Here is a 12,782-nt window from a genome sequence, read left to right as displayed (position 1 = left end):
GACCCGGTATGGATCCGGCATCGCTTCGGTGCCGTCCCGGCGCCGTCTCCGCCTCACATCGCGCAGCCCTGGCTGTCCACCGGACCCCGGGCCACACGTCCTTGCCGGACGTCCTGCAGCACCTCGTCGTTGGTGAGGGCGTATCCGGTGCTGTCGTCCTCCAGGGACTTGGCGAAGACGACGCCGTACACCCTTCCGTCGGGCGTGAGCAGCGGGCCGCCGGAGTTGCCCTGCCGGACGACGGCGTGCAGGGAGTAGACGTCGCGGCGCACCGTGCCGCGGTGGTAGATGTCCGGGCCGGTGGCCTGGATGCGTCCGCGTACCCGCGCGGAGCGGACGTCGAACCCGCCGTTCTCCGGGAAGCCCGCGACGATCGCGTCGTCGCCGGTCTCCGCGTCGTCCGACACGAACCGCAGCGCCGGCGCGTCGAGTGACGGCACGTCGAGTACGGCGATGTCGCGCTCCCAGTCGTAGAGGACGACCGTGGCGTCGTGGAGCCTGCCCTCGCCGCCCACCTGCACGGTCGGCTCGTCGACGCCGCCGACGACGTGCGCGTTGGTCATCACGCGTCCGTCGTCGAAGACGAATCCCGTGCCCTCCAGCGCCTTGCCGCAGCTCGGTGCCGTGCCCATCACCTTGACGATGGACCGCTTGGCGCGGGCGACGGCCGGGCTGTCGGCGAGCGCCGGGTCCGGGGGCGCCACGGAGGTGATCGGCTCGTTGGCGAACGGTGAGAAGACCTGCGGGAACCCGTTCCGCGCCAGGACCGAGGTGAAGTCCGCGAACCAGGTGCCGGCGGTGTTCGGCAGCACCCTGGAGACGCCCTGGAGCACCGCGGAACCGCGCACCTCCCGGGCGAGGGTGGGCAGGGTCGTGCCGGCCAGCGCCGAGCCGATCAGCCAGGCCACCAGCAGCATGGCCATGACGTTGACCAGCGCGCCACCGGTCGCGTCCAGGGCCCGCGCGGGCGACCAGGTGATGTGGCGGCGGAGCCGGTTGCCCAGGTGGGTGGTGAACGCCTGGCCCACCGAGGCGCACACGATCACCACGACCACCGCCGCGACCGCGCCCAGCGTGCCGGGCGACGCCCCGCCGGTGACCTCGTTCCAGACGATCGGCAACAGGTAGACCGCGACGAGCCCGCCGCCGAGGAACCCGGCCACCGACAGCACACCCACCACGAAACCCTGGCGGTAGCCGATGATCGCGAACCACACGGCGGCGAGCAGCAGCAGTACGTCCAGCACGTTCACGTCGCTCACCGTCTCATGCGTGCCAGTCGAGAGGAACGCGCCTCTCGGTGTCCCACGGCCGTTCCCACCCGGAGAAGTGCAGCACCCGGTCGATGATCCCGGCGGTGAAGCCCCACACCAGGGCTCCGCCGACGAGGAAGCACGGGCCGCGGTAGCCGCTGGGGTGGACCACGGTGGCGCGGTTCGCCGGGTCGGTGAGGTCGGCCACGGAGACGGTGAACACCCGGGCCGTCTCGGCCGGGTCCACCGGCGCCACCGGGCTCGGCTCCCTCCACCACCCCAGTACGGGCGTGACGACGAATCCGCTCACCGGAATGTAGACGCGCGGCAGCCGGGCGAAGATCTGCACCCCGGACGGGTCGAGTCCGGTCTCCTCCTCGGCCTCCCGCAACGCGGCCCGCAGCGGCCCGTCGCCCTCCGGGTCCCCGTCCTCCGGGTCGAGGGCGCCGCCGGGGAAGGACGGCTGCCCGGCGTGGGAGCGCAGGCTGGAGGCCCGTTCGATCAGCAGCAGCTCGGGGCGGGCCCGGCCGTCCTCCGCCGGCCCCCCGTCGCCGAAGAGGACCAGGACGGCCGACTGCCGTCCGCCCTCCTTCGGCGGCAGGAAGCGGCTGAGCTGCCTCGCCCGTACGGTCGCGGCGGCGTCGGCGACCGGGCGGAGCCAGTCGGGCAGCCCGCGGTCGGTGACGGTGACGGGCGTGACGGGCGTGGCGGGCGTGACGGGGCTGCCGTGCGCGCTGTGCGTGTCCCTCATGCGCCTCACTCCGCGCCCAGCGGCGGCGCGGGCTGCCCGGGGTAGTCGGCCGGGGGCCTGAGCCGCTGGCCGGGCATGCCCCCCATCTCGTACTTCAGCAGCTTCCGGGCCTTCTCCGGGTCCGTCTCGCCCTCTCCGTAGGAGGGGCAGAGCCGGGCGATCGGGCAGGCGCCGCAGGCGGGCTTGCGGGAGTGGCAGACGCGCCGGCCGTGGAAGATCACCCGGTGCGAGAACATCGTCCACTCGCTCTTGGGGATGATCTCGGCGATCTCGGCCTCGACCTTCTCCGGGTCCGTCTGCTCGGTCAGCTTCCAGCGGCGCACGAGCCGGCCGAAGTGCGTGTCGACGGTGATGCCGGGCCTGCCGAAGGCGTTGCCCAACACCACGTGGGCCGTCTTGCGGCCGACGCCGGGCAGGGAGACCAGGTCCTCCAGGTTGTCCGGCACCTCGCCGTCGAAGCGGTCGCGCAGGGCCGCGGAGAGCCCGAGCAGCGACTTGGCCTTGTTGCGGAAGAACCCGGTGGGCCGGATCAGCGCCTCCAGCCGCTCGGGGTCGGCCGCGGCCATCTCCTCGGGGGTGGGGTAGGCGGCGAAGAGGGCGGGGGTGGTCTGGTTGACCCGCAGGTCGGTGGTCTGGGCGGAGAGGACGGTGGCCACCAGCAACTGGAACGGGTTCTCGAAATCCAGTTCGGGGTGGGCGTAGTAGTACACCTCGGCCAGCTCGCGGTTGATGCGCCGGGCGCGGCGGACCATGGCGAGCCGGGACTCCGACCCGCCGCCTCTCGCCGCTCCCGCCCCCGCGACCCGTTTGGCGGGCACCTGTTCGCCCAGAGCGGAATCACGGGAAGAGCCACGGGACACCGTCACCCGTACGCCCCCTTTCCATCCGGCCTCACCGGCGTGTTGGACACCCGGCCAGCGTACGGGGGCGCGACGACATTCGCCCCGCTCACCGCCGATTCGACGGTCCAATCGGCCCCCTGACTCATCCGTCGGGCCCCGGGTACGTCAAACTTGTGATTGATCGCACTGTTTTACCGTCCGGCATCATGGGGGCGACAGTCCCGTGGGCAGGTCGACAAGGAGAGAACTCGTGGACGACGTTCTGCGGCGCGCCCCGCTTTTCGCGGCGCTTGACGACGAGCAGGCTGCCGAACTGCGTGCCTCCATGACAGAGGTGACCCTCGCCCGGGGCGAGGCCCTCTTCCACGAGGGTGAGCCCGGCGACCGGCTCTACGTGGTGATCGAGGGCAAGGTCAAGCTCCACCGGGCCTCCCCGGACGGCCGCGAGAACATGCTGGCCGTCCTCGGCCCCGGCGAGCTCATCGGCGAGCTGTCCCTGTTCGACCCGGGCCCCCGCACCGCCACGGCCACGGCGCTGACCGAGGTCAAGCTGCTCGGTCTGGGCCACGGCGACCTCCAGCCCTGGCTGAACGCCCGCCCCGAGGTCGCCACCGCGCTGCTGCGCGCCGTCGCCCGACGGTTGCGCCGCACCAACGACTCGATGTCCGACCTGGTCTTCTCCGACGTGCCCGGCCGTGTCGCCAAGGCCCTGCTGGACCTGTCGCGCCGCTTCGGCGTGCAGTCGGAGGAGGGCATCCACGTGGTGCACGACCTCACCCAGGAGGAGCTGGCCCAGCTCGTCGGCGCCTCCCGCGAGACGGTCAACAAGGCCCTCGCCGACTTCGCCAGCCGCGGCTGGCTCCGCCTGGAGGCCCGGGCGGTCATCCTGCTGGACGTGGAGCGCCTGGCGAAGCGCTCGCGCTGAGCCGCCGTTCCACCGCGCGCCGCCGCGTCCGCGCACGGCCCGCCGTCACACCAGGCCGCGTTCCTCCAGGTACTCCAGCTGCGCCCGCACCGACAGCTCGGCGGCGGGCCACAGCGAGCGGTCCACGTCCGCGTAGACGTGTGCCACCACCTCCGGGGCCGTGCGGTAGCCGTTCTCCACGGCCGTCTCCACCTGCGCGAGCCGCGTGGCGCGGTGCGCCAGGTAGTACTCGACGGCCCCCTGCGCGTCGTCCAGCACCGGCCCGTGTCCCGGCAGCACCGTGTGCACGCCGTCGTCCACGGTCAGTGAGCGCAGCCGCCGCAGCGAGTCCAGGTAGTCGCCCAGCCGCCCGTCGGGGTGGGCCACCACCGTCGTGCCGCGGCCCAGGACCGTGTCGCCGGTGAGTACCGCCGCGTCGGCGGGCAGGTGGAAGCTGAGCGAGTCCGCGGTGTGCCCCGGGGTGGGCACCACCCGCAGCTCCAGGCCGCCGGTGGTGATCACGTCCCCGGCCGTCAGTCCCTCGTCCCCCAGCCGCAGCGCCGGGTCGAGCGCGCGGACGGCCGTGCCCGTCAGCTCCGCGAAGCGGGCGGCGCCCTCGGCGTGGTCCGCGTGGCCGTGGGTCAGGAGCGTCAGCCCCACCCTCCTGCCCGTCCGTTCGACGGTGGCGATCACCTTGCGCAGGTGCCCCTCGTCCAGCGGTCCGGGGTCGATCACGACCGCCAGGGACGAGTCGGGCTCGGCGACGATCCAGGTGTTGGTGCCGTCCAGCGTCATCGGCGAGGCGTTGGGCGCGAGCACGCACACCGCGCGGGCGGTGCCCGTGCCGTCGATCGCGCCGCCGCGCGGCTGTCCCGGCAGGGCCGCTGCGTCCGTCATGCCCCCTCGCCCCCGTTTCCTCCGGCGCCCCGCTCCCCCGCGGGCACGTGCTTGGTGAACTCCTCGTGTCCCGGCCAGCTCAGCACCACCCGCTGCTCGCCGGCCCCGTCCTCCTCCAGCGTCGCCCGGGCCAGTACGGGTGTCAGGTCCCGCCCCTCGGCGGCGGCCAGCGCCGCGGCCGCGTCGGCGTACGGCTGGAGCTGCCGCAGGGTGGCGATGGTCGGCGGCATCATGGTCAGCTCGCCGCGGTCGTAGGCGGCGGCCGCGTCCGCCGGACGGATCCACACCGTGCGGTCCGCCTCGGTGGAGGCGTTGCGGGTGCGCTGCCCCTCGGGCAGGGCGGCGACGAAGAACCAGGTGTCGTAGCGGCGCGCCTCGAACTCCGGGGTGATCCAGCGCGCCCAGGCGCCCAGCAGGTCGCTGCGGAGCACCAGCTCGCGGCGGGTGAGGAAGTCGGCGAAGGACAGCTCGCGGGCCACCAGCGCCGCCCGGTCCGCCTCCCAGTCCTCGCCCGTGGTGTCGGCGACGACCGTGTCCGGGTCCGGGCCGGCCAGCAGGACGCCCGCCTCCTCGAAGGTCTCCCGCACGGCCGCGCACACCACGGCCTGCGCGACCCGCTCCTCCACCCCGAGCCGCCGCGCCCACTCCTCGCGCGTCGGACCGGCCCAGGCGGGCACGTGCCGGTCGCTCTCGTCGCGCGGATCGACGCCGCCGCCCGGATAGGCGTACGCGCCCCCGGCGAAGGCCATGGAGGCGCGACGGCGCAGCATGTGGACGGCCGGACCGCCGTCGGGGGTGTCCCGCAGCAGCATCACCGTCGCCGCTCGGCGCGGCTCCACGGGCGTGAGCCGCCCCTCGGCCAGGGCGCGGATACGGTCGGGCCACTCGGGCGGGTACCACTGCCCGTTCCCGGCCGGGGACGGCTGCGACGGTTGTGACGGCTGTGTCGACTGCGGTGGCCGTGCCGCTTGCGGCGACTGCGGCGACTGCGGCACGGAGGACGGCGGCATTGACGGCATGGCCGGATCGTACGGCCGCGAGCTGCGATGTTCGAGGGGTGATCTCGAACATCACAGCCGTCCGGCCCGTGCGGCGCCTCCGGCCCGCCCGCCGGCTCAGTCCACCAGCTCGACCAGGACCTCCAGCTCGACCGGCGCGTCGATCGGCAGCACCGCGACGCCCACCGCGCTGCGGGCGTGCACGCCCTTGTCGCCGAAGATCTCGCCGAGCAGCTCGCTGGCGCCGTTGACCACACCGGGCTGGCCGGTGAAGTCCGGGGCGGAGGCGACGAAGCCGGTGACCTTGACGATCCGGGCGATCCGGTCCAGGTCGCCGACGACGGACTTCACCGCCGCCAGGGCGTTCAGGGCGCAGATCCCGGCCAGGTCCTTGGCCTCCTCCGCCGTCACCTCGGCGCCGACCTTCCCGGTCACCGGCAGCTTGCCGTCGACCAGGGGCAGCTGACCGGAGGTCTGCACGTACGAGCCGGACCGCAGGGCCGGGACGTACGCCGCCAGCGGCGCCGCCACCTCCGGCAGGGTCAGCCCCAGCTCGTCCAGCCGCGCCTGGACGGTACTCACTGCTTCTCCCGCTTGAGGTACGCCACGAGCTGCTCCGGGTTCGGGCCCGGCACGACCTGGACCAGTTCCCAGCCGTCCTCGCCCCAGGTGTCCAGAATCTGCTTGGTCGCGTGCACGAGCAGCGGCACGGTCGCGTATTCCCACTTCGTCATGGGGGTGACCTTAGCCGCTCGCCGGGCCTCGGCCCCACCGCCGCGGCCCCTCCGGCCCTCTCTCCCCCGCCTCCCGCGCACCGCCATGGGCCATCCCCCCGCGTGACCCACCGGCCCGGTGGTTAGGCTCCACAGGGTGAGCAGGCTCCATGTGGTGACCGGCAAGGGCGGGACCGGGAAGACGACGGTCGCCGCCGCACTCGCACTCGCGCTGGCCGAGGAGGGGAAGCGCACGCTCCTGGTCGAGGTCGAGGGGAGGCAGGGCATCGCCCAGCTCTTCGAGACCGAGGCCCTGCCGTACGAGGAACGCAAGATCGCGGTCGGACCGGGCGGCGGCGAGGTGTACGCGCTGGCCGTCGACGCGGAGAAGGCCCTGCTGGACTACCTGCAGATGTTCTACAAACTCGGCGGCGCCGGGCGGGCCCTGAAGAAGATGGGCGCGATCGACTTCGCCACCACCATCGCACCCGGTGTGCGCGACGTCCTGCTCACCGGAAAGGTCTGCGAGGCGGTGCGCCGCCGCACCCGCAGCGGCGCCTTCGTCTACGACGCGGTCGTCATGGACGCGCCGCCCACCGGCCGGATAACCCGCTTCCTGGCCGTCAACGACCAAGTGGCCGGGCTGGCCAGGGTCGGCCCGATCCACAACCAGGCACAGGCCGTGATGCGGGTCATCAAGTCGCCGGAGACGGCCGTGCACCTGGTGAGCCTGCTGGAGGAGATGCCGGTCCAGGAGACGGTGGACGGCGTCGCCGAACTGCGCGCGGCCGAGCTGCCGGTGGGCTCCGTGTTCGTCAACATGACGCGTCCGGCGCTGCTGGACCGGGACGCGGTGCGGGCCGCCGAGGAGTCCCGCACCGAGATCGCCAAGGCGCTGTCCCGGGCGGGCCTGGGCGGCGCGCGGCGCGGCGGACGCGCGGAGCAGCTCGTCGACCCGCTGCTCCGCCAGGCCCACGAGCACGCCGAGCGGGTGGCCTTGGAGGGCGAGCTGCGCGCGGAGCTGGACCGGCTGGAACTGCCCACGTACGAACTGGAGCTCCTGCCCGAGGGCGCCGACCTGCCGGGCGTCTACCGGCTCGCCGGGGAGCTGCGCGAACAGGGGGTGACGGCATGACGGCACGGACGGTGCGGGCGGCCGGGACGGCCAGAGCGGCCGAGCCGGGCGGGGGGCTGGGCGAACTGCCGGTGCTGGACGTCGATCCGCTGATCGACGACCCCGAGACCCGGATCGTGGTCTGCTGCGGCGCGGGCGGCGTCGGCAAGACGACGACGGCCGCCGCCCTGGGCGTACGGGCGGCCGAGCGCGGCCGGAAGGTCGTCGTCCTCACCATCGACCCGGCCCGCAGGCTGGCCCAGTCGATGGGCCTGACCGAGCTGGACAACACCCCGCGCCGGGTGGACGGCGTCGGCGAGGCGGCGGGCGGCGAACTCCACGCGATGATGCTGGACATGAAGCGGACCTTCGACGAGATCGTCGAGTCCCACGCCGATCCCCAGCGGGCCCGCGCCATCCTGGAGAACCCCTTCTACCAGTCGCTGTCGGCGGGGTTCGCGGGGACGCAGGAGTACATGGCGATGGAGAAGCTCGGCCAGCTCCGCGCCGGCGACGAGTGGGACCTCATCATCGTCGACACCCCGCCGAGCCGGTCCGCGCTGGACTTCCTCGACGCGCCCAAGCGCCTGGGGTCGTTCCTGGACGGGAGGTTCATCAGGCTGCTGACGGCGCCCGCGAAGGTCGGCGGCCGGGCGGGGCTGAGGTTCGTGAACCTGGGGGTCTCCGGGTTGTCGCTCTTCACCGGCCTGCTCAACAAGCTGCTGGGCACGGGCCTGCTGCGCGACATGCAGACCTTCGTGGCGGCGATGGACACGATGTTCGGCGGCTTCCGCACCCGCGCCGACGCCACGTACCGGCTGCTCCAGGCCCCGGGCACGGCGTTCCTGGTGGTGGCGGCGCCGGAGCGCGACGCGCTGCGCGAGGCGGCGTACTTCGTCGAGCGGCTGGCCGCGGACCGGATGCCGCTGGCCGGCCTGGTGTTGAACCGGATGCACGGCAGCGAGGCGGCCCACCTCAGCGCGGAGCGGGCGATGGCCGCCGCGGAGAATCTTGAGGACGAGGGCATTGTCGATCATCACACCGGGAAGGGTGGTGAGGAGCGCACTTCGCGGTCCGCTTCCGACGACGGCTCCCCCGCCGACGACGACCCTCCCGAGGAACTCCGCGAAGACTCCGGGAACGGCTCCCCCACCGCCCCCGCCACGGCCGAGCGGCTGGCCGCGGGCATGTTGAGGCTGCACGCCGAACGCATGCACGTCCTCGCGCGCGAACGCCGCACGCTGGACCGCTTCGCCGCGCTGCACCCGGAGGTGCCGGTGGCGGAGGTCGCCGCGCTGCCCGGTGACGTCCACGACCTGGACGGGCTGCGGGCGATCGGCGAGCGGCTCGCGACGCAGCCCGCGCGCGAGCGGGAGTGAGCGGTCGCACGCCCGACGTCCTCCGTGCCCGGGCCCGCGTTCGGCCCCGGGCACGACGACACGACCCGGCGGCCCTGTCGGCACCGGGTCGTCACGACCGTCCGACGGTCGGTGGCCCCGCGCCACGCCGGCCACCGGCCGGTCTCGGGCCCACCGCGGGCCCGAGGCCCGGGGGTCAGCCCGCCGCGGCGTAGTCGCCGTTGTACTGCCGGGCCTCGTACCGCTGCCCGTCGACCTCCACGGGCAGCAGGCCCGCGCCGCGCTCGTACTCGGTGCGCGCGGTCTCCAGGAGCCGCCGCCAGGAGGTGACCGTCGGGCGGCGGCGCAGCAGCGCCCTCCGCTCCCGCTCGGTCATACCGCCCCAGACTCCGAACTCCACGCGGTTGTCAAGGGCGTCGGCCAGGCACTCCGTGCGCACCGGACATCCGGTGCAGACCGCCTTGGCGCGGTTCTGGGCCGCCCCTTGTACGAACAGTTCATCCGGATCGGTAGTGCGGCAGGCCGCCTGCGCACTCCAGTCGGTTACCCAGCTCATGCCGGCGCCGTCCTCTCCCGAATCGAGGCTCCCCCACGGCGGCAACGGCATATTCACCGCTGCCAGTGCAGGACGTTACGGAAGGCGGGCAGGGCACAACACCCCCGACGGGCCCAATCTTGAATGGTCCGAACGGACTATGGGTGCGCCGCAGGTCACCCGACGGAGTGACCGAAGAGAAAAACGGACTTACCGCTCAAGAGAGGGCATTTCTCCCGCGAATCGCCACTCTCCGGATTGAAATCTTCCGACACTTGGTTGCAATTCGGTCACATCTCAACACCCGATTGAGTGATCTGAGAGTTGACAAGGAACCGCACAGCCATGCCAGACGTGATACAGCGTAGGCGAACACATGCTCACCTGTCCGGCGAATGAGAACGTAGGCTGCCCTCATGGCTAACAAGCGCTCGGGTGGCGGGCTGACCGGCCCCCAGCACGCCGCCAAGTTCCTCGGCGTCAGCGTGCTCGCGGGAGCCGTGCTGGCGGGCATCGCGCTGCCCGTCGCCGGGGGTCTCGGCCTCGCCGCCAAGGGGACCGTCGAGAGCTTCGACGAGATACCCATCGACTTCAAGCGCCCCCCGCTGAGCCAGAAGAACCGGATCCTCGACTCCGAGGGCAATCTGATCGCCATCGACTACTACCGCGACCGCACCGTCGTGCCGTTGGACGACATCGCCCCGGTCATGCGGAAGGCGATCGTGGCGATCGAGGACTCGCGGTTCTACCAGCACGGGGCGATCGACCTCAAGAGCGTGCTGCGCGCCCTCAACAAGAACGCCCAGCAGGGCGAGGTCGCCGAGGGCGGTTCCACGCTCACCCAGCAGTACGTCAAGAACGTCTTCGTCGAGCAGGCCGGCGACGACCAGGAGAAGGTCGCCGAGGCGACCCAGCAGACCATCGGCCGCAAGATCCAGGAACTGAAGTACGCGATCAAGGTCGAGGAGGAGCTGAGCAAGGACCAGATCCTGGAGAACTACCTCAACATCACGTTCTTCGGGCAGCAGGCGTACGGCATCGAGGCCGCCGCCCAGCGCTACTTCTCCAAGTCCGCCGCCGACCTCGAACTCCACGAGGCCGCGATGCTCGCCGGCCTCGTCCAGTCCCCCACCTACTACGACCCCGTCAACTACCCGGACCGGGCCGTCAAGCGCCGCAACATCGTCCTCAACCGCATGGCCGAGACGGGGGCCGCCTCGAAGGAGGACGTCGCCGCGGCCAAGGAGCGGAAACTCGGTCTCAAGGTCAGCGAGCCCAAGAGCGGCTGCATCACCGCCACCGACAAGGCGGGCTTCTTCTGCGACTACGTCCGCAAGGTCATCCTGACCGACCCGGTCTTCGGCAAGACCGCGGAGGAGCGCCAGGAGCGCTGGAAGCGGGGTGGCCTGACGATCCGCACCACCCTCTCGCCCAAGGCGCAGAAGGCCGCCGCCGAGGCCGCGACCAGCAAGGTCTACGAGGACGACCCGGTGGCCGCCTCCGTGGTCCAGGTGGAACCCGGCACCGGGAAGATCCTCTCGATGGCCCAGAGCCGTCCGTACGGCCTGGACCAGAACCAGAACCAGACCCTGCTCAACCTCGCGGTCGACAACGCCATGGGCGGCAGCACCCACGGTTTCCAGGTCGGCTCCACCTTCAAGCCGATCATCGCCGCCGCCGCGCTGGACAAGGGCATCAGCCCCACGTACTCCTACACGAGCGACTGGAAGACCACCTTCGACACGAGCAAGTTCACGGTCTGCGGCAACAAGCCCTACGGCTCCGAGCAGTGGAAGGTCCAGAACGAGCTGGAGTCCGAGAAGGGCACCTGGGACATGACCAAGGCGCTCGGCATGTCCATCAACACCTACTTCGTCGACCTGGGCCAGAAGGTCGGCCTGTGCGACATCGTGAAGATGGCCGAGAAGATGGGCGTCAAGCGCGGTGACGGCACGTCGATCGAGCAGAAGCCGTCCACGCTCCTGGGCACCCAGAACACCAGCCCGCTGACCATGGCCGCCGCCTACGCCACGTTCGCCAACCGCGGCACCTACTGCTCGCCGGTCGCGATCGAGAAGGTCACGGACTCCAGCGGCAAGAGGCTGCCGGTGCCCCGCACCAAGTGCGACCGGGCGATGTCCGAGCACATCGCGGACACCATCAACAAGATGCTCAAGGGCGTGGTCGAGGACGGCACCGGCACCAGGGCCGGCCTCTCCGACCGCGACAACGCGGGCAAGACGGGTACGACGGACGGCCGCAAGGACGCCTGGTTCGTCGGCTACACCCCGAACCTCTCCACCGCCGTCTGGGTCGGCGACGACATCGGCACCCCGCAGGAGATGTACGACATCACCATCGGCGGCCAGTACTACCCCAAGGTCTGCGGTGGCTGTCTGCCCGGTCCCATCTGGAAGACGGCGATGACCGGCGCCCTGGCGGGCGAGCCCGTCGAGTCCTTCAACGACGTCCAGGTGCCGCGCGGCGACAACGGCGAGCGCGACGGGGGCCGGGGCGGAGACGACGATGACGACAAGCCGGGCGACGGCCGGCCCGGGTTCCCCCTGCCGGACATCACCATCACCCCGCCCGACCTGATCGGCGGAGGCGACAACGGAGGCACCGACGCCGGTGGAACCGCCAACGGCGGGAACACCGTCGGCGGCGCCGACGGGGGTGCCGACGGGGGCCCGGACAGCGGCGGCACCCCCGGCGGACTCATCAACGGCGGCAACGGAGACGGCGGCTGGCGGACCGAGGGTCAGGACGGCGGCTGGGGTCCGCGGTAGCCGACCGGCCGCGACAGCGCCGCACGCCACCGCGAGCACCGAAGGGGTGCCCGGCCGACACCGGCCGGGCACCCCTCCGTCCTTCCTCCGCGCTTCCTCTGCGCCGTGCGCCCGCGCGCCTCCGCGCCGCGTTCAGCCCGCCAGGCGCTTCTTGACGGCGGCGGCCACCCGGCCGCCCTCCGCCCGGCCCGCCACCTTCGGGTTCACGATCTTCATCACGGCGCCCATGGCCTTCGGCCCCTCGGCCCCGGCGGCCTTCGCCTCCGCCACGGCCTCGGCCACCAGCGCGTCCAACTCCTCGTCGGTGAGCTGCTTGGGCAGGTACTCGGCGAGGACCTCGCCCTCGGCCCGCTCGCGCTCGGCCTGCTCGGCACGCCCGCCCTTGGCGAAGGCGTCGGCCGCCTCGCGCCGCTTCTTCGCCTCCCGGGCGATGATCTTCTCGACCTCGGCGTCGGACAGCTCACGGGCGCTCTCGCCCGCCACCTCCTCCTTCTGGATCGCGGTCAGCGTGAGCCGGAGGGTGGAGGAGCGCAGCTCGTCGCGCCCCTTGATCGCTGCGGTGAGGTCGTCCTGAAGCCGGGTCTTGAGCGTGGTCATGCCCGAAGTGTGCCAGGACGTACGACCGAAC

General features: G+C 72.3%; 13 protein-coding genes. 4 read left to right on the top strand and 9 right to left on the bottom strand.

The genetic code is table 11. The annotated features are described in order from the left end of the window. Positions 1-53: 53 nt before the first annotated feature. The 3 genes from ABD335_RS05510 to nth are packed head-to-tail and all read right to left on the bottom strand — an operon-like array spanning position 54 to position 2,756. Entirely contained in the window at positions 54-1,253 is a 1,200-nt protein-coding gene (locus tag ABD335_RS05510; protein ID WP_344321084.1) for a MarP family serine protease, read from the bottom strand. Positions 1,254-1,266: 13 nt separating this feature from the next. Further along, positions 1,267-2,004, bottom strand: a complete 738-nt coding sequence (locus ABD335_RS05505) for an NUDIX hydrolase (RefSeq protein ID WP_344320935.1) — start codon at positions 2,002-2,004, stop codon at positions 1,267-1,269. Between the two features lie 5 nt (positions 2,005-2,009). Further along, entirely contained in the window at positions 2,010-2,756 is a 747-nt protein-coding gene (nth, locus tag ABD335_RS05500) for an endonuclease III (RefSeq protein ID WP_344321082.1), read from the bottom strand. Between the two features lie 340 nt (positions 2,757-3,096). Here nth and ABD335_RS05495 point away from each other — a divergent pair, with 340 nt between their 5' ends. After that, on the top strand, positions 3,097-3,771 hold the full coding sequence (locus ABD335_RS05495; RefSeq protein ID WP_031509240.1) for a Crp/Fnr family transcriptional regulator: 675 nt from the start codon (positions 3,097-3,099) through the stop codon (positions 3,769-3,771). Positions 3,772-3,816: 45 nt separating this feature from the next. Here ABD335_RS05495 and ABD335_RS05490 read toward each other — a convergent pair whose 3' ends face one another. The 4 genes from ABD335_RS05490 to sp36 all read right to left on the bottom strand — a co-directional run bounded on the left by ABD335_RS05490 (position 3,817) and on the right by sp36 (position 6,379). Next, positions 3,817-4,647: an MBL fold metallo-hydrolase gene (locus tag ABD335_RS05490; RefSeq protein ID WP_344320934.1), complete on the bottom strand. Its 831-nt coding sequence runs from the start codon at positions 4,645-4,647 to the stop codon at positions 3,817-3,819. Continuing rightward, the gene (locus ABD335_RS05485) at positions 4,644-5,666 is read right to left on the bottom strand and encodes an NUDIX hydrolase (RefSeq protein ID WP_344320933.1); all 1,023 of its coding nucleotides are present in this window, start codon (positions 5,664-5,666) and stop codon (positions 4,644-4,646) included. The genes ABD335_RS05490 and ABD335_RS05485 overlap by 4 nt, the downstream gene beginning before the upstream one ends. A gap of 96 nt (positions 5,667-5,762) precedes the next feature. Next, positions 5,763-6,227, bottom strand: a complete 465-nt coding sequence (locus ABD335_RS05480) for a RidA family protein (protein ID WP_344320932.1) — start codon at positions 6,225-6,227, stop codon at positions 5,763-5,765. Next, a complete protein-coding gene (gene sp36, locus ABD335_RS05475) occupies positions 6,224-6,379 on the bottom strand; it encodes a Sp36 family protein (protein ID WP_100202903.1) in 156 nt (51 codons plus the stop codon). The genes ABD335_RS05480 and sp36 overlap by 4 nt, the downstream gene beginning before the upstream one ends. A gap of 136 nt (positions 6,380-6,515) precedes the next feature. On the opposite strand from sp36, the gene bagA reads away from it, so the two are divergent. Beyond that, positions 6,516-7,493, top strand: coding sequence for an ATPase BagA (gene bagA / locus ABD335_RS05470; protein ID WP_344320931.1), 978 nt, complete (start codon positions 6,516-6,518; stop codon positions 7,491-7,493). Beyond that, positions 7,490-8,851, top strand: a complete 1,362-nt coding sequence (gene bagB, locus ABD335_RS05465; protein ID WP_344320930.1) for an ATPase BagB — start codon at positions 7,490-7,492, stop codon at positions 8,849-8,851. The genes bagA and bagB overlap by 4 nt, the downstream gene beginning before the upstream one ends. Before the next feature lie 175 nt (positions 8,852-9,026). On the opposite strand, the gene ABD335_RS05460 is transcribed toward bagB, so the two are convergent. Next, on the bottom strand, positions 9,027-9,386 hold the full coding sequence (locus tag ABD335_RS05460; protein ID WP_344320929.1) for a WhiB family transcriptional regulator: 360 nt from the start codon (positions 9,384-9,386) through the stop codon (positions 9,027-9,029). Positions 9,387-9,781: 395 nt separating this feature from the next. Between ABD335_RS05460 and ABD335_RS05455 the strand changes: the two genes are divergently transcribed. Beyond that, on the top strand, positions 9,782-12,154 hold the full coding sequence (locus ABD335_RS05455) for a transglycosylase domain-containing protein (RefSeq protein ID WP_344320928.1): 2,373 nt from the start codon (positions 9,782-9,784) through the stop codon (positions 12,152-12,154). Positions 12,155-12,286: 132 nt separating this feature from the next. Here ABD335_RS05455 and ABD335_RS05450 read toward each other — a convergent pair whose 3' ends face one another. Continuing rightward, on the bottom strand, positions 12,287-12,751 hold the full coding sequence (locus ABD335_RS05450) for a GatB/YqeY domain-containing protein (protein ID WP_344320927.1): 465 nt from the start codon (positions 12,749-12,751) through the stop codon (positions 12,287-12,289). Positions 12,752-12,782: the final 31 nt, after the last annotated feature.

It is taken from the genome of Streptomyces macrosporus (assembly GCF_039533145.1).
Classification (GTDB): domain Bacteria; phylum Actinomycetota; class Actinomycetes; order Streptomycetales; family Streptomycetaceae; genus Streptomyces; species Streptomyces macrosporus.
The sequence above is the reverse complement of the archived record's forward strand: the minus strand, read 5'-3'. Positions and strand labels throughout refer to the sequence as shown.